The following is a 23,828-nucleotide window of genomic DNA, read 5'->3' as shown; positions in this document are numbered from 1 at the left end:
CGTACGCCTGGGGGACCGAATGCCTCGGACGGACCATTCTGCTGCTCCGAACAGCGGCCTGGTCCACAGCACTTGACTGGATCGTCAGCGGGCGGCTCCGCAGGGCGGTTCGGCCGAGTCAGCGAACCGCTGCCAGCAGCTCCGACGCCTCCTCCCGCTCCCGCATCTCCCGCAGTGGGCCATCCACGGCAGCCAGTTCGCCGTACGGGCCCCGCTGCACCACGCGTCCGTCCGCCAGCACGATCACCTCGTCCACGGCCTCTACACCCGCCAGCCGGTGGGTGATCAGCAGCGTCGTACGGCCCTCGGTCGCGGCGAGCAGATCGGCGGTCAGCGCGTCGGCCGTCGGAAGGTCGAGGTGCTCCGCGGGTTCGTCGAGGACGAGGACCGGGAAGTCGGCGAGCAGCGCACGGGCCAGCGCCAGCCGCTGCCGCTGCCCACCGGACAGCCGCGCCCCGTGCTCGCCGATCAGCGTGTCGAGCCCCTCGGGCAGACCGTCGGCCCAGTCGAGCAGCCGGGCCCGTCCGAGCGCGTCACGCAGTTCGTCCTCGGTCGCGTCCTTCCGTGCGAGCAGCAGGTTCTCGCGCACCGAGCTGTCGAAGAGATGCGCGTCCTGCGCACACAGCCCGACCAGGCGTCGTACGTCGTCACTGTCCAGGTCGTACGCGTCCAAGCGGCCCAGCATGTACGTCCCTGCCCCCGCGTCCAGGAACCGCAGAAGCACCTGCGCAAGGGTCGTCTTGCCGGAGCCGGACTGCCCCACGACGGCGATCCTCTGCCCGCGTGCGAGCGTCAGGTCGATCCCGGTCAGCGCGTCCCGGTCCTGCCCCTGGTGGCGGGCGGACAGCCCTTGGAGAACGAGCGGGAAGGGCGACGCCGGTGCCTCTCGCGGCCTCTCCGGTTCGCGTACGGGATCGGGGGCGTCCAGGACCTCGTACACGCGCTCCGCGCTCTTGCGCACGCGCTGCCGATACTGGACCGCGAGCGGAAGCCCCAGGACGGCCTCGAACGCGGCGAGCGGCGTGAGGACGACGACGGCCATCAGCACACCGCTGAGGCGGCCGTCGGCGACCGCCCGGGCGCCGACGAGCGCGGTGACCGCAACGGTGAGCCCGGAGACGAGCGCGATGAGCCCGTCGCCGAGCGCGGTGGCGGTCGCGGTGCGCGACGCGATGCGAGTCAGCGCGGCATCGGCCTGCCGGGTTTCGGCGGTGCGCGCGGGCAGTGCACCGGCGACCGTCAACTCGGCCGTCCCTGTGAGGAGATCGGCCACGCGGGTCGCCAGGACGCCGCGGGCGGGGGCCAGCTTGCGCTCCGCGCGGTGCGCGAAGGCGCCGGTCACCAGTGGGACGCCGGCTCCGGCGGCGAGCAGCCCGAGGGCGAGGGCGGCCCCGGCCTCGGGCAGCAGCCAGGCCGTGAATCCCACGGATGCGGCGGACACGACGACCGCGGCCGAGGCGGGCAGCAGCCAGCGCAGCCAGTAGTCCTGCAGCGCGTCGACATCGGCGACCAGCCGCGAGAGCAGGTCACCGCGCCGGGCGGTCCGCAGCCCCGCGGGAGCGAGCCGCTCGAGTCGCCGGTACACGGCGACTCGGGTGTCGGCCAGCATCCGCAGCACGGCATCGTGCGACACCAGCCGCTCGGCGTACCGGAAAACAGCCCGCCCGATCCCGAACGCCCGCGTGGCCGTGACGGCGACCATCAGGTAGAGAACGGGAGGCTGCTGCGAGGCCCGCGAGATCAGCCACCCCGAGGTGGCCATCAGCCCCACGGCACTGCCGAGCGCGAGACTGCCCAGCACGAGAGCGATCGTGAGCCGACCGCGGCGAGGTCCGGCCATGGCGCGGACGCGGGCGAGGACGCTGCCTCGCTCCGCAGTGGAGAGCGGCAGCTCGTCCTGGTCGGCGGTGGACACTGCCGCTTCTGTGCGGCGCGCCTCCGTACCACGAGAGTGCGCGGATCCGGCTCCCGCGACGGGCACTGCGGACTCCAGCCGTACCACCCGATCCGCCACGCCCAGCAACGCCGGCCGGTGCACCACGAGCAGCACCGTCCGCCCCACCGCCAGGCGCCGGACGGCCTCCACCACCTCGGCTTCGGTCTCCCCGTCCAGCGAAGCCGTCGGCTCGTCGAGCAACAGCACGGGCCGGTCCGCGAGGAACGCCCGGGCCAGCGCCAGCCGCTGCCGCTGCCCCGCGGACAGCCCGGCCCCGTCCTCGCCCAGTACGGTCCGCATCCCCTCGGGCAGCGCGTCCACGAACTCGAGCGCGCCCGCGTCACCCAGCGCCCTGGCCACCTCGGCGTCATCCGCGTCCGGCCGCGCCAGCCGTACGTTCTCGGCGATGGACCCCGCGTACAGATGGGGACGCTGCGGCACCCAGGCCACCTGCGAACGCCACTTGGCCAAGTCGGCATCGGCCAGGTCGACTCCCCCGATCCGCACTCGGCCCGATGTCGGCTTCACGAACCCCAGCAGCGCGTTGAACAGCGTCGACTTACCCGCGCCGCTGGGCCCGACGAGCGCCACCGTCTCGCCGGCTTCGACCGCGAAGGACACGTCCGACACGGCGTCGGACGACCGCTCCGGGTACCGGACCGTCACCCCCTCGAAGCGAATCCCGCCGGAGGACGGCACGATCGCGGTCCCTGAGCCTGGCACCGGCGTCTCCACCACCGAGAAGATCTCCTCGGCGGCGGCGAGCCCCTCCGCTGCCGCGTGGTACTGCGCCCCCACCTGCCGCAGTGGCAGATATGCCTCGGGCGCGAGAACGAGGATGACCAGCCCCACGTACAGATCCATCTCGCCATGGACGAGCCGCATCCCGATGGTCACCGCGACCAGGGCGACCGAGATCGTGGCGAGCAGCTCCAGCGCGAAGGACGAGATGAAGGCGATCCGCAGGGTTCGCATGGTCGCCCGCCGGTACTCACCGGTGATCCGCCGGATCGACTCTGCCTGCGCCTTGGCCCGCCCGAACACCTTGAGCGTGGGCAGCCCCGCGACCACGTCCAGGAAATGCCCCGAGAGCCGTGACAACAGCCTCCACTGACGGTCCATCTGGGACTGGGTGACCCAGCCGATGAGCACCATGAATATCGGGATGAGGGGCAGCGTGCCGACGATGATCGCCGCCGAGACCCAGTCCTCCGTGACGATCCGTGCCAACACCGCCACTGGCACGACCACTGCGAGCCCCAACTGCGGGAGGTAGCGCGAGAAGTAGTCGTCAAGCGCATCGACTCCGCGCGTGGCGAGTGCGACCAGCGACCCCGTCCGCTGCCCGCTCAGCCACCCCGGGCCCAGCGCACCCGCGCGTTCCAGCAGCCGCCCCCGCAGCTCCGACTTGACCGCTGCCCCGGCCCGGTGCGCGGCGAGTTCCGTGAGCCAGGAGACGAGCGCCCGACCACCCGCGACCGCCACCAACAGCAGGAGAGGGGCGCGGAGTTCGGCGGCCTCCAGCCCGTGCTGGAAAGCACCGACCACTATCTCGGCGATGAGCATCGCCTGGGCGATGACCAACGCCGCCCCGGCAGCGCCCAGCACCACGATCGCCACCAGGAAGAGGCGGGTAGCGCGGGCGTACCGGAGCAGTCGCGGGTCGATCGGTTTCACGTGAAACACACCCTCGGGTCAAGCAGGTGTGTTTCACGTGAAACACACCTTCTCCTCAACAGGCACGTTTCACGTGAAACATGCCCCTGGATTCAGCGGCGATCGAACTCAGTGCACAGCCTCAGCGATGTGCTGCGTACCGATCCGCTTCCGGAACACCCAGTACGTCCACGCCTGGTAGACCACCACGACCGGTGTCGCAATCACCGCGCACCAGGTCATGATCTTCAGCGTGTACGGACTCGATGAGGCATTGCTGACCGTCAGGCTCCAGTCGCCATTGAGCGAGGACGGCATGACGTTCGGAAAGAGCGTCAGGAAGAGCATCGCCACGGCGGCCACGATGGTGATGCCGGACAGGGCGAACGCCCAGCCCTCACGCCCGGCCTGGTTGGCCCCGATCGCCGCGACCAGCGCGATCACCGCCACGATCAGCGCGACCAGGCTCGTGCTGTCGCCCTTGTCGGCCTGGGTCCAGCCCAGGAAAACCAGCGCGAGCGCAGCCGTCACCACGCCGAGCTGCAGCGCCAGTTTCCGCGCCCGCTCACGGATGTCGCCCAGCGTCTTGAGCGCGGCGAACACCGCCCCATGGAAGGTGAACAGCGTCAGCGTGACCAGGCCGCCCAGGATCGCGTACGGGTTGAGCAGATCCCACAGGTTGCCGACGTACTCCATGTCTCGGTCGATCTTCACGCCCCGCACGATGTTGCCGAAGGCCACACCCCACAGGAACGCGGGGATGAGCGAGCTCCAGAAGATCGCGCTCTCCCAGTTGCGCTGCCAGCTCTCCTCGGGCCGCTTCGCCCGGTACTCGAAAGCGACTCCGCGGACGATCAGGCAGACCAGGATGAGGAGCAGCGGCAGATAGAAGCCGGAGAAGAGCGTGGCGTACCACTCGGGGAAGGCGGCGAAAGTCGCACCGCCCGCGGAGAGCAGCCAGACCTCGTTGCCGTCCCAGACCGGCCCGATGGTGTTGATCAGCACCCGCTTCTCGGCCCGGTCACGGGCGAGCAGCCGGGTGAGGACACCGATCCCGAAGTCGAAGCCCTCCAGGAAGAAATAGCCGATCCACAGGACGGCGATGAGGACGAACCAGACGTCGTGAAGTTCCATGACTCTGCAGCTCCCTGGGCCTAGTAGGAGAAGGCCATCGGCTTGTCGGCGTCATGGGAGTCGCCGCCGATCTTGGTGGGCGGATTGAGGTCGGCCTCGGTGAGTTCGGGCGGCCCGGCCTTGATGTACTTCGCGAGCAGCTTCACCTCGATGACGGCGAGGATCGCGTAGAGAGTCGTGAAGACGATCATCGAGGTGAGGACCTCACCCTGCGAGACGCCGGGGGAGACCGCGTCGCGGGTCTGCAGTACGCCGTACACGACCCACGGCTGGCGGCCCATCTCGGTGAAGATCCAGCCCCAGGAGTTGGCGATCAGCGGGAAGCCCAGGGTCAGGATCGCGATGCGCCAGTACCACTTGGTGAGCGTCGGGCCGAGTGCCTTCTTGGGCAGCAGCACCAGATGCGGCACCTCGTCGTCACCCACGCGCAGGTGCTGCGGCAGCAAGAACTTCTTCCGCGTCAGCCAGAGCCCGACCAGCCCGATGGTGAGGGACGTCATGCCGAAGCCGATCATCCAGCGGAAGCCCCAGTACGCCACCGGGATGTTGGGCCGGTAGTCACCCGGCCCGTACTTCTCCTGCTCGGCCTTGTTGACGTCGTTGATGCCGGGGACGTAAGAGCTGAAGTCGTCCTTGGCGAGGAAGGACAGCAGTCCCGGAATCTCGATGGCCACCTTGTTGTGGCCCTTGTCGACGTCCCCGTAGGCGAAGACCGAGAAGGGCGCGGGCGCCTCGCCGTCCCACAGCGCCTCGGCCGCCGCCATCTTCATCGGCTGCTGCTCGTACATGATCTTGCCGAGGACATCGCCGCTGATCGCGGTGAACATGCCGCCGATGACCACGGTGACCAGGCCGAGCCGCAGCGAGGTCTTCATCACGGGGACGTGCTTCTTGCGGGCCAGGTGGAAGGCTGCGATGCCGACCATGAAGGCACCGCCGGTGAGGAAGGCCGCAGAGAGGGTGTGGAAGGCCTGGGCGAGCGCGGTGTTCTGGGTCAGGACCAGCCAGAAGTCGGTGAGCTCGGCACGGCCCCGCTGCTCGTTGATCCGGTAGCCGACCGGGTGCTGCATCCAGGAGTTGGCAGCGAGGATGAAGTACGCCGACAGGATCGTGCCGATCGAGACCATCCACATGCAGGCGAGGTGAATCTTCTTCGGCAGCTTGTCCCAGCCGAAGATCCACAGGCCGATGAACGTGGACTCAAAGAAGAACGCGATCAGCGCCTCGAAGGCGAGCGGGGCACCGAAGACGTCACCGACGAAGCGCGAGTAGTCGGACCAGTTCATGCCGAACTGGAACTCCTGCACGATGCCTGTCACGACACCCATCGCGATGTTGATCAGAAAGAGCTTCCCCCAGAACTTCGTCGCCCTGAGGTACTTCTCGTTCCCCGTACGCACCCAGGCGGTCTCCAGGCCGGCCGTGAGCGCGGCGAGGGAGATGGTCAGGGGGACGAAGAGGAAGTGGTAGACGGTGGTGATGCCGAACTGCCATCGCGCCAGGGTCTCCGGCGCCAGAGCCAGGTCCACGTCGTCAGTCTCCTTACGTCGCCGTGGTCACAGCGGCAGTTTGACCCGCTTGTCGCAGACATCACGGGACCAACCAGGCAAGCTTGTGAACGCGTTCACATTCACAAGCAATTATGACGCATGACCGTTCGAGGCGTGAGAGGTGGGGGGTCCCTAAGGTTGGAGGATCCGGCCTCTGGCGTAAAAGAACAGGTCAGAGCGTTGTGACGCAAGAGGGGGCCAGGAGACCCGTCGGCAGAGCTCCGTACCCGACGGAACTCTGCCGGTCGCGGGAGGCTAGAGCTCCTTGCGGAACCCCTCCGTCGTCTTGAGGAAGATGTCGTTCGCCTCGGTCTCGCCGATCGTCACGCGCACGCCCTCCCCCGGGAACGGCCGCACGACGACCCCGGCCTGCTCACAGGCCGCCGCGAAGTCGACCGTACGCTCGCCGAGCCGCAGCCAGACGAAGTTCGCCTGGGTCTCCGGCACCGTCCAGCCCTGCCCACGCAGCGCCTCGACGACGCGGATGCGCTCACACACCAGCGAGCCCACCCGGCCGAGGAGCTCGTCCTCGGCGCGCAGCGAGGCGACCGCCGCGTCCTGAGCGAGCTGGCTCACACCGAAGGGCACGGCGGTCTTGCGCAGCGCAGCCGCCACCGGTTCATGGGCGATCGCGAAACCGACCCGCAGTCCGGCAAGTCCGTATGCCTTGGAGAACGTACGCAGTACGCAGACATTCGGCCGCTCGCGGTAGATCTCGACGCCGTCCGGCACCTGGGGGTCGCGGATGAACTCCCGGTACGCCTCGTCGAGGACCACCAGGACATCGTTCGGCACCCGGTCCAGGAACCGTTCCAGCTCGGCCCGGCGCACCACGGTGCCGGTGGGGTTGTTGGGGTTGCAGACGAAGATCAGCCGCGTCCGCTCGGTGACCGCGTCCGCCATCGCGTCGAGATCGTGCACGTCCCCCGACGTGAGCGGCACCCGCACCGACGTCGCCCCGCTGATCTGCGTGATGATCGGGTACGCCTCGAAGGACCGCCAGGCGTATATGACCTCGTCACCTGGACCACTCGTGGCCTGCAACAGCTGCTGGGCGACGCCGACCGAGCCCGTGCCGGTGGACAGATGCGTGAGCGGCACCGCGAACCGGTCCGCCAGCTCACTCATCAGCGCCGTGCACGCCATGTCCGGGTAACGGTTGAAGGACCCCGCCGCGGCGGCCACGGTTTCCATCACCCCGGGCAGCGGCGGATACGGGTTCTCGTTGGAGGACAGCTTGTACGCCACCCGACCGCCGGCCGCGGCGGGCTTCCCCGGCTTGTACGTGGGGATACCCTCCAGCTCGGCACGCAGCTTGGGGCTCGTCTCGCTCACCGCAGTCCTCCTCATGACCACCATCGGCTTCCAATACTCCTCACCTTATGAGGATTCGGCGCCGCTGCGTATGGCTCGGGACCGACCGCGTAGGCGGTCCCTGGCATCGGGCCCACGGAGGCGTACGAAGTGGGGGGCGCGCCGCCGTCCCGTTCAAGCGCCGGTGGCTCACGCCGTGGCGCGCATCCCCCATGCAGGTGAGTTGAGACCTCTTCGAAACATGACCCCTTCGGCAGGCTCGCGCGCCTCGAGAAGTGACGTACTGTCATTGAATCGCTCAACTACCTTCTCTTCCAAGGCAATTGATCACTCTCGATCATGCAGAAACGTGCCTGTCAACGAGTGAATATGCGTCCGCACTACCCCACCGCATGAGCCCTACTATCGGCTCGCCATGACAGCAGCAGGGAAGCACCAGGTGAGCCGGGCGGAGACCTCCCGTCGAGGCAGTCGGCCGGGCCGGGCGGGCATCAGAGACGTGGCCGCCGCCGCCGGAGTCTCCATCACGACCGTGTCCGACGCACTCAACGGCAAGGGCCGGCTCCCGGACGCCACCCGACGCCATGTCCGCGAGGTCGCCGACCGGCTGGGCTATCGCCCCTCCGCCGCGGCCCGCACGCTCCGTACCGGAAAGTCGGGCCTCATCGGCCTGACCGTGACGACCTACGGGGATGAACCTTTCACCTTCACGGAGTTCGCGTACTTCGCGGAGATGGCCAGAGCCGCCACCTCGGCCGCGCTCGCCCGTGGCTACGCCCTGGTCATCCTCCCCGCCACCTCGCGCCACGACGTGTGGTCGAACGTGGCCCTGGACGGAACCGTGGTCATCGACCCCTCCGACCAGGACCCCGTCGTCAGCGAACTGGTCCGCCAGGGTTTACCGGTGGTCTCCGACGGCCGCCCGGCCGGCTCGCTGCCGGTGACCGCCTGGGTGGACAACGACCACGAGGCCGCGGTCCTGGGCATCCTCGACCACCTGGCCGACGCGGGCGCTCGCCGGATCGGCCTGCTCACCGGGACCTCGACCGACACGTACACGCATCTGTCGACGACCGCGTACCTGCACTGGTGCGAGCGCGTCGGCCAGGAACCGGTGTACGAGGCCTACCCCGCGCACGATCCCCGCGCGGGATCCGCCGCCGCCGACCGCCTGCTCGCCCGGCCCGACCGGCCTGACGCCGTGTACGGACTGTTCGACCCGAACGGCACCGACCTCCTCGCGGCTGCCCGCCGCTACGGTCTGCGCGTACCGGAGGATCTGCTGCTCGTGTGCTGCAGCGAGTCCGCGGTGTACGCCAACACCGAGCCACCCCTCACCACGCTTTCACTCAAGCCGCGCCACATCGGCACGGCCGTGGTCCAGCTCCTCATCGACGCCATCGAGGGGGTCGAATCGGACCAACCGGTCGAGCAGGTGATCCCCACGGAGTTGATCGTGCGGACCTCCTCCGACCGACGGCCGCCCCGTACGACCGTCAGCCCGCCACGATCACCGGAGGAGAGGTGACGTCAGGCGGTGGCATCCGGTGAGAAAGCCCCTCCCAATTCGGGAGAAAACCACGATGAACTGGGGTCCTGCCCCGATTCACCACCCCTGGGTCATCACATGGCGCGATCCGCATTCCTATGATGGGCGCACGACACCGCGGGCCGCTGCGACCAGGCAGTCCAGTGCGGTGCAGATGCGGCGCGATGGTGGTGGAGGGGTCGATGACTCAGGGGGCCGGTCAGGGACCCGAGGTGCGGACGCCGACGGTGCGCGACTTCCGCGTGCCCGCGTACGTCCACGAAGCCGATCCGTATGCGCAGCCCGGCCCGTACGCCCAGCCCGGAACTCATCTGCAACAGGCGCCTCATGCACAGCAGATGCCTCCCGGTGAGGGCACCAGACCGGTCGAGGACGTCGAGGGCTACACGCCGACGCAGCGCGATCTGCCCGTCATCAACCGCGGGGACACCCTTCAGGTGCCGGTCAGCCCCGAAGCCGCGACCGTCCCGGAGTCCACCGCCGGGCCGGGCCCGCTGTACGTCGTCGGCGACGTGCATGGCTATCTCGACGAACTCGTCGCCGCACTGCGCGAGAAGGGCCTCATCGACATCGACGGCCGCTGGTCGGCGGGCACGGCACGGTTGTGGTTCCTCGGGGACTTCACCGACCGGGGGCCCGACGGCATCGGCGTCATCGACCTCGTGATGCGGCTGTCCGCCGAGGCCGCCGCGGCCGGCGGCTACTGCAAGGCGCTGATGGGCAATCACGAGCTGCTGCTGCTCGGCGCCAAGCGATTCGGCGACACCCCCGTCAACTCCGGTGCCGGTACGGCCACTTTCCAGGCTGCCTGGCTGCTCAACGGCGGCCAGAAGACCGATATGGAGCGCCTCGAGGATCACCATCTGCAGTGGATGGCCCGCCTCGACGCGATGGAGCTGGCGGACGGGCACCTGCTGGTGCACTCCGACACCACCGCCTATCTCGACTACGGCGACTCCATCGAAGGCGTCAACGACACCGTCCGCGAAGCCCTCACGCGCAACGACGCGGACGAATGCTGGGACCTCTTCCGCAAGTTCACCAAGCGCTTCGCGTTCCGCGACGACGGGGGCGCACAGGCCGTGCGCGAACTCCTCGACATGTACGGTGGCTCTCGCATCGTCCATGGTCACAGTCCCATTCCGTACCTCCTCGGCGAGGTCGGCTCCGAGGACGGCGACGATGCCGCGGGCCCCGTGGTCCAAGGACCGCATGTGTACGCGGACGGGCTGGCCATCGCGATGGACGGCGGCGTGACCATGGCCGGAAAGCTACTGGTCCAGCAACTGCCCCTGGATGGCTGACCCTTTTCCGGGCAGGCGTTCTTCCACCGAGGACGGGGCCTACCGAGGGGCAATTTCTGGAAACCCCCTGTCACCTCGTACCGTCCCCGCTCTACCATCGGCTTATCCGTAGCAGGCTCCCCTCCGTTTCTGCCCGACGGCTCGTCAGCATGCCGAGCCCCAAGCCCTACGGAGCATCGGGGGATGCACATGAACAGCGTTCCGCAGCACCTGTTGAGCGAGGACCGCCAAGAGTACGAGCGGGTCCTCGATGAGGCGCTGCGCTCCGCACCACACCGTCCGGAACTCGCCGCTGTCGGCCAGCGGCTCAACCCCGAACAACTGCGCACCATGGCGCTCAACGCCTCGGCTCTCATCACGGCGGCCGCGGCGACCGAATACCAGCACTACGTAAAGATCCGCGAGCAACTGCGCCGGCCGGCGCAGCCCTCCCCACGTGTCCACGAAGGATCCGGATCCACGGACCCGGGCACGAGCGCTGTGGGGCTCGCCGCCACGGTGGGGGAGACCACCGAGCCCGCCGGGGCGGGCGCCGTCGCCGTCGCCGCGGTACTCACTCCTGTCCTCGCCGGCACCGCCTCGGCGATCTTCCTGCTCGTCGGATACCTCCTGAAGATGCTCAACCCCGAGCCGGCGTTCGCCCGGACCCTCCTCACCACCGGGTGGGTCTTCGGTGCGGTGACCGCGGCCGCGATCCTGATCGCCGCGGTCGGTCTGCTGCTCACCGCCCTGCGCAACGGAGAGAGCTCGCTGCAGGCCGGCACGCGGGGTGAGCGAAGCGAGGAACTGAGCCGAGCCAGGGAAGCCTGGCGCGAGGCCCTCCTGGAGCGCGGCATCATGCCGTTCCTCCGAGAGGCACTCGCTGACCCGGGCTCAGCGGCCCTCGGCCGTACGACACCGCCGCAGCCGACCAGCCGAATCCCCCATCTCGGCTACAACCGCCCGGGCTTCAGCAGCCCCGACGGCGGCCCCGCGGCAGGCCCCCGCCCCAGCTACTCGAGCCCGGACTTCTCAAGCCCGGACTTCGGAGGACCGGAGCATCAGCCGGAGTAGGGGCGCGACCGAGGCGCGACCAGAGGCCGCCGAACCGGGACCCGGGCTCCCGGCCGGACGGACAAGCCGCACGGCCGCTCCGGCCCACGACGACGAAGTCGAGGGCCGGAGCCCGGAGCGGTGCGCTGCTGCCGCGCCCGGATCAGGTCAGTCGGCGAGCGTCAGATACACCCGGTTACCCGCAGCCGCGAACTCCTGCGACTTCTGCGCCATGCCTTCCTCGATCTCCGTCTGCGTACCGCCGTGTTCGCGGCGGATGTCTTGGGAGATTTTCATCGAGGACAGCAGCGCCCCAGAGATGACGACGTGCACTCCCTCGTGCTGCCGGGCTCGTATCGCAATGCCCCTGTCCTGCCCCTCAACGATCTTGACTCAGCCTTTGTCCGGTGTGGAGGATCCTTCTTGGGGGTGATCCGCGATGCGGATGAGGGCGATCAGACGGCCTGTGTATGTGTGGCTGCCGGTAATAAGCGCGATCGGGAGCTACGCCTGCGCCGCTCTGCTCATTGGGCCACTGCACGTGGAACCCCCAGCGGCATTCATGCTCGGTGGAGCGTCGATCTTCTTCTGGGCACTTGGGTGGGACTCCGCGATCCGCAGCACCGCCGAACGCGTGTCCGTCACCAACTTCCTCGTGACCTCGACCGTTGCTTGGAACGATGTCGCACGGGTGACGGCCGACGACGGCCTGATCATCGATCTACGAGACGGGCGCACCATTGGCTCGGTCGCCTTCGGCAGCTCACTGTTGGGCACGTTTACCGGATACCGGACCCACCAACGAGCCCTTCGGCTGCTTGGGGAGGCACACCGCACCGCGTCCCAGGCGCGCCCCGGCAAGAGCAACGGCCCGGTCCAACTCGACGTGAGGTTCGAATGGAGACGACTCCTCTGCGCCCTACTCGCTGTCTACGGCCCGCTCCTCATCATCTGGGCACTGTCAAGGTGAGAGTGCCCGGCACGAATGCAGGAGCCGAGTGCCCGGCGCTGCCCCGCATCGAAGGACAGCGCCGGAACACGCATCAATCCGCAAGCGGCAGGTACACCCGGTTCCCGCTAGCCGCGAACTCCTTCGACTTCTGCAGCATCCCCTCAGCGACCTCCTCGGGCGAGGCCCCCGCAGCCGCCGTACCGCCGAACTGCTCTGTGATGCTTTGGCTAATCTTCATCGAGCAGAACTTCGGCCCGCACATCGAGCAGAAATGAGCCGTCTTGGCAGGCTCGGCCGGGAGGGTTTCGTCATGGAACTCTCGGGCCGTGTCGGGGTCGAGGGCCAGGTTGAACTGGTCCTCCCAGCGGAACTCGAAGCGGGCGTCGGACAGCGCGTCGTCCCATTCCTGCGCACCTGGGTGCCCCTTGGCGAGGTCGGCTGCGTGGGCGGCGATCTTGTAGGTGATGACGCCCGTCTTGACGTCGTCACGGTTGGGCAGGCCCAAGTGTTCCTTGGGCGTGACATAGCAGAGCATGGCGGTGCCCCACCAGGCGATCATCGCGGCACCGATGCCGGAGGTGATGTGGTCGTACGCCGGCGCGACGTCCGTCGTCAGCGGGCCGAGCGTATAGAACGGAGCTTCATCACAGATCTCCTGCTGAAGGTCGATGTTCTCCTTGATCTTGTGCATCGGGATATGTCCCGGGCCCTCGATCATGGTCTGTACGTTGAAACGCTTGGCGATCGTGTTGAGTTCCCCGAGAGTCCTCAACTCCGCGAACTGGGCTGCATCGTTGGCGTCCGCGATCGAGCCGGGCCGCAGCCCGTCGCCGAGCGAGTACGTGACGTCGTAGGCGGCCAGGATCTCGCACAGCTCTTCGAAGTGCTCGTAGAGGAACGACTCCTTGTGGTGCGCCAGGCACCAGGCCGCCATGATCGAGCCGCCACGCGAGACGATGCCGGTCTTGCGGTTCGCGGTGAGCGGTACGTACGGCAGGCGCACGCCCGCGTGCACAGTCATGTAGTCCACGCCCTGCTCGGCCTGCTCGATGACCGTGTCCTTGTAGATCTCCCAGGTCAGCTCCTCGGCACGGCCGTCGACCTTCTCCAGCGCCTGGTAGAGCGGCACCGTGCCGATGGGGACGGGGGAGTTGCGCAGCACCCACTCCCGGGTGGTGTGGATGTTCCGGCCGGTGGACAGGTCCATGACCGTGTCGGCACCCCAACGGGTCGCCCAGGTCATCTTTTCGACCTCCTCCTCGATGGAGGAGGTCACCGCCGAATTGCCGATGTTGGCGTTTACCTTTACCAGGAACCGCTTGCCGATGATCATCGGCTCGATCTCCGGGTGGTTGACGTTCGCGGGCAGAACGGCCCGTCCCGCGGCGATCTCCTCACGTACGACCTCGGGGTCGACATTCTCGCGGACCGCCACGAACTCCATTTCTGGTGTGACCTCGCCACGTCGTGCGTACGCGAGTTGTGTGACGGCCGTACCGCTGCGGCCCCGGCGCGGCTGGCGCGGACGTCCCGGGAAGACGGCATCGAGGTTGCGCAGTCCGCCACGCGGCGATGTGTGCTTGATTCCGTCGTCCTCGGGGCGGATGGGACGGCCCGCGTATTCCTCGGTGTCGCCGCGGGCCGTAATCCAGTTCTCGCGCAGTGGCGCCAGGCCCCTGCGGACATCGGTCTCGACGGTTGGATCGGTGTACGGGCCGGAGGTGTCGTACAGGGTGACTGACTGCCCGTTGGTGAGGTGCACCTGACGGACCGGCACTCGTAGGTCGGGGCGCGAGCCCTCGACATATGCCTTGTGCCAGCCGATGGACTTTCCGGCCTCGCCGTTCCCGGACGAGGCAGGTTCCTCGTCCGTCTGGCTGGAGGCAGGCGTGCGTACGTCCTTGTTGGTCATGAGACCTACTCCCTACGCCGGCATTACCCGGTAACAGGTTCAGCGGTCGACGCAGCGGTTTCCGTACGGCGATGTTCCACGTGAAACATCGCTGGGACGGAGGTCAGCGCCCTCTCAGCCCGGTGCTCCGAGCTCCCGCGTGTGCAAAAGGTCCCTCCACGCTAGCGTCATATTGGGCGTGCTGAACAGTGGGCCCCCTTCGTTCTTGCGATGATCGGTCGGTGACTACAACGCATCAGCCCCCGCTTCCCCCGTCCGAACCGCCACACGGGCCCGGCCCTGGCGACAACCACGGCTCTGGTGACGGTCATGGCCACAGCCATGCGCATAGCCATGGTCATGGTCCTCCAGCCCCCGTGTCCAAACACTTGCGCAAGGTCATCGCCGCGGTGCTGATTCCCTTCGCCACGGCGGTCGTCGTAGGCCTGGCCGTGCTGTGGCCAGGAGGCGCCCCACCCCACGAACGCACCGGCGTGGGCTTCGACCGGCAGACTCAAGAGGCCACGGTGACCAAGGTCGACGAGGTGGACTGCAAGTCCGTCAACGCCTCCGGGGGCACCCCGACCGGCGACACGTCGACCGCGGAGGGCTCCTCCGCTCAGCAGCAGGCGAACGGCACCTGCAAGAAGGCGACGGTCCGGGTAGACACCGGCAAGGACAAGGGCCGTACCTTCACGGAGATCGTCCAGCCGGACTCGTCTCGGCAGCTGAGCCAGGGGCAGGATGTGATCGTGGCGTACGCGCCCGACGCTCCCAGGGACCTCCAGTACTCGGTCACCGACGTGAACCGCAGGCTCCCGATGGCGCTGCTCGCAGGGATCTTCGCGCTCGCCGTGGTCGTGGTGGGCCGGATGCGCGGTGTCATGGCGCTGATCTCGCTGGCCGTCAGCTTCCTCCTCCTGACGTTCTTCATGCTGCCTGCGATCCTGCAGGGCTCGAACCCCCTGGTCGTCGCGGTCGTCGGGGCGAGCGCGATCATGCTGATCGCGCTCTACGCCTGCCACGGACTGTCCGCCCGAACGTCGGTCGCGGTGCTCGGAACACTGCTCTCGCTGCTGCTGATCGGGGTGCTCGGCTCACTGTTCATCGGCTGGTCCGCGCTCACTGGCAACACGGATGACAACACCGGTCTTATCCATGGCCTGTATCCGAGCATCGACATGAGCGGTCTGCTGCTCGCGGGCGTCATCATCGGTTCGCTCGGTGTACTCGACGATGTGACGGTGACACAGACATCGGCGGTCTGGGAGCTGCACGCGGCTAATCCGTCGATGGGCCGACGCGGGCTTTACCGCGCGGGCATCCGTATCGGCCGGGACCACATCGCGTCCGTCGTCAACACGCTCGTCCTCGCGTATGCGGGCGCCGCGCTGCCCCTGTTGCTGCTGTTCTCGATCGCTCAGAGCAGCGTGGGAACGGTGGCCAACAGTGAGCTGGTCGCCGAGGAGATCGTGCGTACGCTCGTCGGCTCGATCGGCCTGGTCGCATCCGTACCGGTCACTACGGCCCTGGCCGCTCTCGTGGTCTCGGCGGACCGCCCCGGATCCGCGTCTGAAGGGCAGACGCCTTCGCAGGCGCCAGCACCGGAGCAGGCGGGCGTCAGGACGCCGGTACTCGGGGGGAAGGGCCGCCGCCGCAAGCGCTGAAGCGTTACGGCACCCTGAGCACCGTACGATTCAGCCCGCACTCTGTTCCTCCGCCAGGATGCGGTCCAGGGCCTCGTCGAGATGCGTGTCGAAGTCGGCAAGGGAGTGCTCCTGGCCCAGTGGCACCAGCTTGTCCGTGCGGTCGAGGAACGCCACGAGCGGCACCGCTCCGCAGCGGAACAGCGCCTGGTCGGCGCCCACTTGGAGCCGGATCAGCACATCGCCGAACCCCTCGGAGCCGGCGGGCGCAATGTGCACATCGCCGACCCCACACGGCCGCCCCACCCCATCGATCAGGAGCTCCCGGCCGAAGGCCCAGGTCACCGGGGCATCGCCGGGCAGGTGGAAGGTCAGGCGCACAGCATAGGGATCACAGGTCTCGTATCGAAGCTCCACCGGAATGCGGAAGGAGAGCTCCTCCGACACGAGAAAGCTCATCATGATCTCTGCCTGTACTACTGACTCGCGCATCGCCTACCCCGCCGTCTGCCGTCGACTGGCCAGGAACCATCCACCTGACACTGCTGGCATCTTGCTGAACGTACACACCAGATCACAAGGAGTGAGTTTTCAGATGCTGATAGAGAGAGCGAGCGTCCCTGGCAGTCTGCCGATCTCGTTCTGCAACTGCCGTGCCGCGGGCAGCAGTCGGTCCGCCTGGTGGGCGGGCAGCGAGATGGCCATCGAGCCGACCGTGGTGCCCGCAATGATCGGAATTGCGGCGCAGACCGTCCCCAACGCGTATTCCTGACGCTCGATCACGGGCTTCATGCGTTTGGTCCCTTCGAGGCGCCGCAACAGAATGTGATCGTCACGCACCGTGTACGGAGTGATCGATTGCACGGGATACCGGTCGAGGTGGTCGCGGCGGGCCTCCTCGTCGAGCTGGGACAGCAGGCACTGACCGATCGCGTGGGCGTGTCCGGTCTCGCGGAAGTCGGCCCATTCCTCGACCGCCGGATTGGCCGGGCTGTCGGCGACACACTGGACGTCGATCTCGCCCTCTCGGTAGACGGCGTAGTACACGGGCACACCGATGGAATCACGCCACTGCGCGAGCGCGTCGATGACCGTGCTGCGACGTTTCTGCCGGGCGGCGCTGCTGCTGAGTCGCTCGGCCGCCTCACCGAGGAAGAACAGGCCCTTCTCACGGCGCAGATAGCCTTCGTGCGCCAGGGTGCGCAGCAGGTGGTACGCCGTGGGCAGCGCGAGGCGGGTCTCGCGGGCCAGCTGCTTGGCGGGAGCCCCGTGCTCGTGTTGGGCGGCGGATTCCAGGAGGCGCATCGCACGCTGCACGGATCCGATGAGTGTCGTGGGGTTCGGCTCGGTCGAGGGGGCGTTCGGTCCTGGGGTTGCGGTGTCAGCAGTGGCCAAGGGGCACTCCCTAAGCGCGATGGGGCCACCCGCGCAGAGATGTCACGGGAGGGGTCTGTGCGCCGCCCGCGGGGATCAACCCCGCGTCGAATTCCGGACTTTAACCGCCCGCCACCGCTCGCGGACGGCCTGCTCCGAAACTTCCCTCCCCCGAGGGAATGGTTGATTCCTGTTATTGCCGACCCGTTGTCGGCAACCCCCGGCGGAAGCCCCTCCGCCCGCTTCCGCCGCGTAAGACGTGCTCCACCAGGCGCTCTACCAGTCGCTTCGTGACGACGAGCTCGCCATGAACTTCCGTACGACATACATGAGTCCGCCGACCAGGGCCACGAACACCAGCACCTTGAAGAGCAGGCCGATCACGAACCCGACGACGCTCGCTATCACGCCGCCGAACACGACCAGAGCGATGACCGGCATCGCGACCCACTTCACCCACCACGGCATCCCCGCGAAGATTTCACGCATCGCCCTTGTTCCTTGTCTCTCTGCCCGCCGCCCTCTGCTGAGGTGCCGACGAGTCTCGAATGTCCTGCCTTCGATGCTAGGCGCGGCGGGGGTTCCGACGGGGGCCCGGCACCCCTTGTCCTCCCCTGATCGTTCCCCTAGGGAACCCTGAGGCGGGACCTCAGCTCTCGGGCGGAGAGAAGACCACCAGAACCCGCAGATCCTCGCTGATGTGGTGGAACTTGTGGGCCACCCCCGCGGGCACATAGACGACGCTGCCACGCGCCACCTGGGTCGTCTCCATGCCTACCGTGATGGCAGCACGGCCGCTCACGACGAAGTACACCTCGTCCTGGCGGTGGGGCTGCTGCGGGTCCTGCGTGCCCGCGTTCAGCGCGTACAGGCCGACCGACATGTTCTTCTCGCGTAGAAACTGGAGATACGCACCGTCGTTGGCGGCGCGCTCCGCCTCCAGTTCGTCCAGCCGGAATGCCTTCATCGCCCTCGTCCGCACTCGTTACCGATCTCGTCTGCCACGATCAGACACATGAAGAATTTCGTAGTCAAGACGATCGCCAACGCGGGCGCTCTCGCCGTCGCCGTTTGGATACTCGACAAGATCACCCTGACCGGCGACAGCACGGGCAAGGAGATCGGCACACTGCTTCTCGTGGCGCTGCTCTTCGGCCTGGTGAACTTCCTGGTCAAGCCGATTGTGAAGGTGCTTACCTTCCCGCTGTTCATCCTCACACTCGGCCTGATCACCCTGGTGATCAACGCCCTGATGCTGCTGCTCACCTCATGGCTCGCGGACAAGCTCGACCTGAGCTTCCATGTCGAGGGTTTCTGGACCGCCGTCCTGGGCGGCCTGATCATCTCGGTCGTCTCCTGGGCGCTGAACGTCGTCCTCCCCGACAAGGACTGAGCGACCCTGATGCCCTATCGCGTGTGCTTCGTCTGCACCGGCAACATCTGCCGCTCCCCGATGGCCGAATCCGTCTTCCGCGCGCGCGTGGCGGAGGCCGGGCTCGACGGACTGATCGAAGTGGACAGCGCCGGAACCGGCGGCTGGCACGAGGGGGACTCCGCCGACCCGCGTACCGTCTCCGTCCTGGAGGCGAACGGCTACGACAGCGACCACACGGCCCGACAGTTCCGGGCCTCGTGGTTCTCCCGGCTCGACCTGGTCATCGCACTCGACAGCGGCCATCTGGAGGCGCTGCGACGCCTCGCGCCGACCTCCGCGGACGCGGAGAAGGTCCAGCTCCTGCGGTCGTACGCCCGCCCGTCGCCCGACCAGCCCTCAACGGGTGCTTCGCACGCCCCTTCTGACTCCGCAGGCCACGACCTCGACGTACCCGACCCCTACTACGGAGGCATGGACGGCTTCGAGGAGTGCCTTGAGATGGTGGAGGCGGCGAGCGTCGGTCTGCTCGCCGCGGTTCAGGAACACGTGGAGGGAGAGGCGGCATGACGGATGCCCTTACGGGGCCGGGCGACGGCACGCGCGCGGTGCGGGCCGGGCTGCCCGACCCCGTCAAGCACGAGCCGACCCTCCCGGGACCGGTCTTCGCCGCCCATTACCACTTGCCTGGCGAGGTCACGGGCCCGTACGCATACGGCCGCGACGAGAACCCGACCTGGACCCGCCTTGAGCGCGCCATCGGCGAGCTGGAGGCGCCTGGACAGGACGGCGTCGAAACGCTCGTCTTCGCCTCCGGCATGGCGGCCATCTCGGCGGTCCTCTTCTCGCAGCTGTGCGCGGGTGACGCGGTCGTCCTGCCCAGCGATGGCTACCAGGTGCTGCCGCTCATACGCGAGCAGCTCGAGGCGTACGGCATCGAGGTGCGCACCGCGCCGACCGGCGGCGACGCCCAGCTCGAGGTACTCGACGGCGCGAAGCTGCTGTGGCTCGAGACCCCGTCGAACCCGGGGCTCGATGTGTGCGACATCCGGCGGCTCGTCGCGGCGGCACGCGCGCGCGGCTGCCTGGTCGCCGTCGACAACACGCTGGCGACGCCGCTCGGACAGCGCCCGCTGGAACTCGGCACCGACTTCTCAGTGGCCAGCGGCACCAAGCAGCTCACCGGGCACGGGGACATCCTCCTGGGGTACGTCACTGGTGGTGACGCCTCGGCCATGGCAGCCGTAAGGCGCTGGCGCAAGATCGTCGGAGCGATTCCCGGGCCGATGGAGGCCTGGCTCGCGCACCGCTCCATCGCCACACTCCAGCTGCGCGTCGACCGGCAGAACGCCACCGCCCTGGCCCTGGCGGAGGCGCTGCGCGGGCGGGACGAGGTGACGGGGCTGCGCTATCCGGGACTGCCCGACGACCCCTCGTACAAGATCGCCTCGCAGCAGATGAGGCGCTACGGGTGTGTGGTGTCGTTTGCGTTGCCCACGCGCGCGCGTGCCGAGCGTTTTCTCGTGGCGCTGCGCCTGGTGGACGAGGCGACGAGCTTCGGCGGGGTACGGTCCACGGCCGAGCGGCGCGGCCGGTGGGGCGGGGACGCGGTCGGGGAGGGCTTCATCCGGTTCTCGGCCGGCGCCGAGGACCCCCAGGACCTGGTGGCGGATGTGCTGCGTGCCCTCGACGAGTCGGCGCGGTGACGGCTTTCTGAGCAACCGGTCAGCAACACGGATACGGACGGCGGACGGTCCGAGCCTCCCCCCTCGTGGCTCGGACCGTCCCGGTTCTGCGCGCGAAGAACCGCGCGAACAAGGCTAGTTGACTCTGTGTCAGTGTCCAATCACAGTAGCGACAGAGACCTATCGACTTATTTATAGTTGAGCGCTGCCGTGGGGCTGGAGAGAGGGGCGACACACCATGGACCTGGCCTTGCTACGGACCTTTGTGACCGTGCACCGGGCCGGCTCCTTCACCCGCGCCGCCGCACTGCTCGGCCTCTCGCAGCCGGCCGTCACCTCGCAGATCCGCACGCTGGAACGTCAGCTGGGGCGGCCCCTCTTCCTGCGCCAGGCCCGCGGGGTGACCCCCACGACCATCGGCGACGAACTCGCCCACAAGGCCGCCCCGCATCTGGACGCTCTTGTGGAGATCGCCGAGACCGGCCTCGACGAAGCCTCTTCCGTACGCACCCTTCACTTGGCCGGTCCGCCGGAATTCACCGCCGAGCTCGCCCTGCCCGCGCTGACGGAGCTGACCGGAGAGGATGGCCAGGGCCTCGCTTTACGGGCCTCCTTCGGCAATGCCGAGGAGACACTGGAGGGGCTCGCCGCCGGACATCACGATCTGGCCATCAGTACGGCCCGTCCGCGCGGTGCCCTGCTCACGGCGACTCCGCTCTGCGACGAGGAGCACGTCCTGGTCGCCTCGCCGCGCTGGGAGGCCCGTATCGGCTCCGACAAGCTGCTGTGCGAGGGCGCGCCCGCCCTGGAGAACTTCCCCGTGGTGGAGGTGCACGAGTCGCTGCCGTTCGTCGCCCGCTACTGGGCCGCCGTCTTCGACTCGCGCCCGGCAGCGTCGGGCACTGTCATCGTCCCCGATCTGCGGGCGGTCCTCGCCTGCGCGATCACCGGTGCGGGGCTCGCGGTGTTGCCCCGTTATCTGTGCGCGACGGCCTTGGGGTGCGGCGACGTGGTGGCACTGCTCGAACCCGCGGTGCCCCCGCTGCGTACGTACTTCCTGGTGGTACGCACCGGCACGCTCGCCATGCCGCATATCGCCCGGGCGCACGAATGGTTGCTTCAGGCCGCCACCGACTGGTCCTGAGGGAGATGTTTCACGTGGAACCAGCCGGGCCACATTTCTCCCATGACCGTCCGACCCGTGGTCAAGCGCACCGCCCGCGCCGTCCTGCTGGACGGCGATGACCTGATCCTGATCAAGCGAACCAAGCCCGGCGTGGATCCCTACTGGCTGACGCCCGGCGGCGGGGTCGAGCCGGAGGATTCGACCGTCGTCGACGCGCTCCACCGTGAAGTGCACGAGGAGCTGGGTGCCAAGATCACCGACGTAGTGCCCTGTTTCGTCGACACCGTCGAACACATCGGTGAGGACGGCGGCGCGACCGGCGTGAAAGTACAGCACTTCTTCGTGTGCCGACTGGAGTCGATGGACCCCTCTCAGCGCCATGGCCCCGAGATCGACGAGCCAAGCGGCGAGTACGAGATCGTACGCATTCCCTTCACCCGGGTGGGGATTGCTTCTGTCCATCTCGTACCGCTTTCGCTGCGGCACTATCTGGACGGCAACATCGAGGGCGTACTGGCGATGCACGCGCCTGACCTGGGCTGACACTCCGCTTCATCGGGTGAGCAGCAGGGTCAGTTCACGGCCGCGACGAGTTCCTCCACCGAGTCGTGGCGTATCCGCTCCGACGGGATACCGATGTCTCTCAGCGTGTGCACGCCGCTGCGGATCATGCCGGGTGGGCCCGAGAGATACGCGTCGAATTCGTTCCACGGCCCGTATTCCCGTATGGCGTCGGGGAGCTGGACATGCGCCTGCTGGTCGACGATCGGGCGGACCGCGAGCCAGGGGTGGATCTGCTGGAGCCGCAGCATCGTGTCGATGTCGTACAGGTCGTGATCGGTGCGGGCGCCGTAGAAAACCTCGACCGGGCGCCGCTCGCCGTGCTCGGCGACGTCCTCGACGAGTGCCTTGATCGGGGCGATCCCGGTGCCGCCGCCCAGGCAGAGCAGCCCACTGTCGGTGGTGTGGTCGACGGTCATCGAGCCCGCCGGCGGGCCGAGCCGGATGATGTCGCCGGGCCGGGCATGCTGCACGAGCGCGTTGGAGACCCAGCCCGCCGGGACCGCCTTCACATGGAAGGACAGCAGCCCGTCGGAGCGGGGTGCCGAGGCAAAGGAGTAGTGCCGCCAGATCCTCGGCCACCAGGGAGTCTCCAGGCTGGTGTACTGCCCGGCGAGGAAGGGGTACGGCTGGTCGGGGCGGACCGTGATGACGGCGACGTCGGAGGTTCTGAGGTCGTGCGAGACGACCTCGGCGTGCCACCAGGCCGGCGCGAGCAGCTCGTCCGCGGCAGCGGCATCGATCATGATCTGCGAGATCGTCGTATACGTCCGGACCCAGGCGGCCTCGGTCTCCTCGTCCCAGACCGCCGAGGCGTACCGGCTCAGGGAGCCGATGAGGCACTCGCCGACGGCCGGGTAGTGCTCGGGGCGGGTGCCGTACTTGCGGTGCCCGCGGCCGAGGTTCTGCAGATACGCGACCAGGACGTCGGTGTTGTCGATGTGCTCGGCCGCGGTCAGCAGCGCCTTGAGAAGCCGGTCCCGCTGGGTGTCCATCGCGGCCGGGAACATCGGGCGCAGGTCGGGGTGGCGTACGAAGAGCAGGGCGTAGAAGTACGAGGTGACCTTGTCGGCTATGGGGGCCACCTCGGCCATGGTGCGTCGGACGCGGACGGCGTCGGGGGACGCGGGCTGGGAGGGGGCTGACCTCTGTTCGGGGACGCGGGGCTGGGGATCCGGCTGCGGTGGGGTGGGGGTGTCGCTCGGGGAGGCGTTGGCTGTGTCGGCTCTGGCCTCGGTGGTGCCGACGTCGGCCGGGCCGGCTTCCGCGACGGGAGATATTCGTTTCTGCGCTGCCTCGCCGCCATTCATCGCGGGCCTGCCCACGGGGCGCAACGCGGCCAGACGGCTGCCCTCGGTCGTCTCCTGCTCGCCGCCCGCGGGCGGCTCCGGCTGCCTGCGCGGCGTGAACCATCCGCCCTCGCCGCTGCCCCCTGAAGTGCCGTTGTCGGCCGACGTGGTGGTCGGAGCGTCCATGGTGTGCCTCGCCTCGAACATCTTTCGGTCGGTCTGCGCACTTCCTCGATCGGAAGGTGCCTGCTTTCCCCCGCAGACGGCTTGTTTTTCCGTTCTGTCCCGCCAGCCAATTCGGGCACATCCAAACCCGAAATCCCGCACCCTACGGACAAGTAAGGCAAGAATGTGACAATGGCCGCACTACCGTCATGGCAGCGTCCCACCCTTCACCAACACCCTGGCCGCATTACGGAGAATGCGGGTCTTCGATCTCTCCGTCCCGTTAGGCTGC

General features: G+C 68.1%; 21 protein-coding genes. 10 read left to right on the top strand and 11 right to left on the bottom strand.

Annotated features, from left to right (window positions below; genetic code table 11):
* Nucleotides 1-118: 118 nt before the first annotated feature.
* The 4 genes from cydD to hisC all read right to left on the bottom strand — a co-directional run bounded on the left by cydD (nt 119) and on the right by hisC (nt 7,611).
* Entirely contained in the window at nt 119-3,613 is a 3,495-nt protein-coding gene (cydD, locus tag ABD357_RS32460; protein WP_344394596.1) for a thiol reductant ABC exporter subunit CydD, read from the bottom strand.
* A 108-nt stretch (nt 3,614-3,721) separates the two neighbouring features.
* The gene (cydB, locus tag ABD357_RS32455) at nt 3,722-4,726 is read right to left on the bottom strand and encodes a cytochrome d ubiquinol oxidase subunit II (RefSeq protein WP_344394595.1); all 1,005 of its coding nucleotides are present in this window, start codon (nt 4,724-4,726) and stop codon (nt 3,722-3,724) included.
* Nucleotides 4,727-4,746: 20 nt separating this feature from the next.
* A complete protein-coding gene (locus tag ABD357_RS32450) occupies nt 4,747-6,255 on the bottom strand; it encodes a cytochrome ubiquinol oxidase subunit I (protein WP_344394594.1) in 1,509 nt (502 codons plus the stop codon).
* 276 nt (nt 6,256-6,531) lie between these two features.
* Nucleotides 6,532-7,611, bottom strand: a complete 1,080-nt coding sequence (gene hisC / locus ABD357_RS32445) for a histidinol-phosphate transaminase (RefSeq protein ID WP_344394593.1) — start codon at nt 7,609-7,611, stop codon at nt 6,532-6,534.
* Between the two features lie 394 nt (nt 7,612-8,005).
* On the opposite strand from hisC, the gene ABD357_RS32440 reads away from it, so the two are divergent.
* The 3 genes from ABD357_RS32440 (at nt 8,006) to ABD357_RS32430 (ending at nt 11,496) form a co-directional block, all read left to right on the top strand.
* Nucleotides 8,006-9,118 (top strand): LacI family DNA-binding transcriptional regulator, encoded by a 1,113-nt coding sequence (locus ABD357_RS32440; protein ID WP_344394592.1) that lies wholly within the window; start codon nt 8,006-8,008, stop codon nt 9,116-9,118.
* Between the two features lie 188 nt (nt 9,119-9,306).
* The gene (locus ABD357_RS32435) at nt 9,307-10,443 is read left to right on the top strand and encodes a metallophosphoesterase (protein WP_425585106.1); all 1,137 of its coding nucleotides are present in this window, start codon (nt 9,307-9,309) and stop codon (nt 10,441-10,443) included.
* Nucleotides 10,444-10,626: 183 nt separating this feature from the next.
* Nucleotides 10,627-11,496 carry a hypothetical protein gene (locus tag ABD357_RS32430; RefSeq protein ID WP_344394590.1) on the top strand — a complete coding sequence of 290 codons (870 nt, stop codon included), beginning with the start codon at nt 10,627-10,629 and terminating at the stop codon, nt 11,494-11,496.
* A gap of 147 nt (nt 11,497-11,643) precedes the next feature.
* On the opposite strand, the gene ABD357_RS32425 is transcribed toward ABD357_RS32430, so the two are convergent.
* Nucleotides 11,644-11,772 carry a hypothetical protein gene (locus tag ABD357_RS32425; RefSeq protein ID WP_344394722.1) on the bottom strand — a complete coding sequence of 43 codons (129 nt, stop codon included), beginning with the start codon at nt 11,770-11,772 and terminating at the stop codon, nt 11,644-11,646.
* A gap of 265 nt (nt 11,773-12,037) precedes the next feature.
* On the opposite strand from ABD357_RS32425, the gene ABD357_RS32420 reads away from it, so the two are divergent.
* Nucleotides 12,038-12,445 (top strand): hypothetical protein, encoded by a 408-nt coding sequence (locus ABD357_RS32420; protein ID WP_344394589.1) that lies wholly within the window; start codon nt 12,038-12,040, stop codon nt 12,443-12,445.
* Nucleotides 12,446-12,518: 73 nt separating this feature from the next.
* Here ABD357_RS32420 and thiC read toward each other — a convergent pair whose 3' ends face one another.
* The gene (thiC, locus tag ABD357_RS32415) at nt 12,519-14,339 is read right to left on the bottom strand and encodes a phosphomethylpyrimidine synthase ThiC (RefSeq protein ID WP_344394588.1); all 1,821 of its coding nucleotides are present in this window, start codon (nt 14,337-14,339) and stop codon (nt 12,519-12,521) included.
* A gap of 221 nt (nt 14,340-14,560) precedes the next feature.
* Here thiC and ABD357_RS32410 point away from each other — a divergent pair, with 221 nt between their 5' ends.
* On the top strand, nt 14,561-15,985 hold the full coding sequence (locus ABD357_RS32410; RefSeq protein ID WP_344394587.1) for a YibE/F family protein: 1,425 nt from the start codon (nt 14,561-14,563) through the stop codon (nt 15,983-15,985).
* 30 nt (nt 15,986-16,015) lie between these two features.
* On the opposite strand, the gene ABD357_RS32405 is transcribed toward ABD357_RS32410, so the two are convergent.
* From ABD357_RS32405 to ABD357_RS32390, 4 genes are all read right to left on the bottom strand, one after another.
* On the bottom strand, nt 16,016-16,456 hold the full coding sequence (locus ABD357_RS32405) for an SsgA family sporulation/cell division regulator (protein WP_344394586.1): 441 nt from the start codon (nt 16,454-16,456) through the stop codon (nt 16,016-16,018).
* Nucleotides 16,457-16,555: 99 nt separating this feature from the next.
* Nucleotides 16,556-17,269 (bottom strand): IclR family transcriptional regulator, encoded by a 714-nt coding sequence (locus ABD357_RS32400; RefSeq protein WP_425585105.1) that lies wholly within the window; start codon nt 17,267-17,269, stop codon nt 16,556-16,558.
* A 345-nt stretch (nt 17,270-17,614) separates the two neighbouring features.
* Nucleotides 17,615-17,827 carry a DUF5326 family protein gene (locus ABD357_RS32395; RefSeq protein ID WP_344394585.1) on the bottom strand — a complete coding sequence of 71 codons (213 nt, stop codon included), beginning with the start codon at nt 17,825-17,827 and terminating at the stop codon, nt 17,615-17,617.
* A gap of 160 nt (nt 17,828-17,987) precedes the next feature.
* Nucleotides 17,988-18,305: a cupin domain-containing protein gene (locus ABD357_RS32390; RefSeq protein WP_033321271.1), complete on the bottom strand. Its 318-nt coding sequence runs from the start codon at nt 18,303-18,305 to the stop codon at nt 17,988-17,990.
* A 48-nt stretch (nt 18,306-18,353) separates the two neighbouring features.
* Between ABD357_RS32390 and ABD357_RS32385 the strand changes: the two genes are divergently transcribed.
* The 5 genes from ABD357_RS32385 to ABD357_RS32365 all read left to right on the top strand — a co-directional run bounded on the left by ABD357_RS32385 (nt 18,354) and on the right by ABD357_RS32365 (nt 22,064).
* Nucleotides 18,354-18,731 carry a phage holin family protein gene (locus ABD357_RS32385; RefSeq protein ID WP_344394584.1) on the top strand — a complete coding sequence of 126 codons (378 nt, stop codon included), beginning with the start codon at nt 18,354-18,356 and terminating at the stop codon, nt 18,729-18,731.
* A gap of 9 nt (nt 18,732-18,740) precedes the next feature.
* Nucleotides 18,741-19,280, top strand: a complete 540-nt coding sequence (locus ABD357_RS32380) for a low molecular weight protein-tyrosine-phosphatase (protein WP_344394583.1) — start codon at nt 18,741-18,743, stop codon at nt 19,278-19,280.
* Nucleotides 19,277-20,416: a cystathionine gamma-lyase gene (locus tag ABD357_RS32375; protein ID WP_344394582.1), complete on the top strand. Its 1,140-nt coding sequence runs from the start codon at nt 19,277-19,279 to the stop codon at nt 20,414-20,416. The genes ABD357_RS32380 and ABD357_RS32375 overlap by 4 nt, the downstream gene beginning before the upstream one ends.
* Nucleotides 20,417-20,633: 217 nt before the next feature.
* The gene (locus ABD357_RS32370) at nt 20,634-21,539 is read left to right on the top strand and encodes a LysR family transcriptional regulator (protein ID WP_344394581.1); all 906 of its coding nucleotides are present in this window, start codon (nt 20,634-20,636) and stop codon (nt 21,537-21,539) included.
* A gap of 42 nt (nt 21,540-21,581) precedes the next feature.
* Nucleotides 21,582-22,064 (top strand): NUDIX domain-containing protein, encoded by a 483-nt coding sequence (locus tag ABD357_RS32365; RefSeq protein ID WP_344394580.1) that lies wholly within the window; start codon nt 21,582-21,584, stop codon nt 22,062-22,064.
* Between the two features lie 29 nt (nt 22,065-22,093).
* Here the strand turns inward: ABD357_RS32365 and ABD357_RS32360 are convergent, their stop codons facing one another.
* Nucleotides 22,094-23,578 (bottom strand): globin domain-containing protein, encoded by a 1,485-nt coding sequence (locus ABD357_RS32360; RefSeq protein ID WP_425585097.1) that lies wholly within the window; start codon nt 23,576-23,578, stop codon nt 22,094-22,096.
* Between the last annotated feature and the right edge of the window lie 250 nt (nt 23,579-23,828).

It is taken from the genome of Streptomyces vastus (genome assembly GCF_039532825.1).
Lineage (GTDB): Bacteria > Actinomycetota > Actinomycetes > Streptomycetales > Streptomycetaceae > Streptomyces > Streptomyces vastus.
This window is presented reverse-complemented; position numbering and strand designations above follow the sequence as displayed.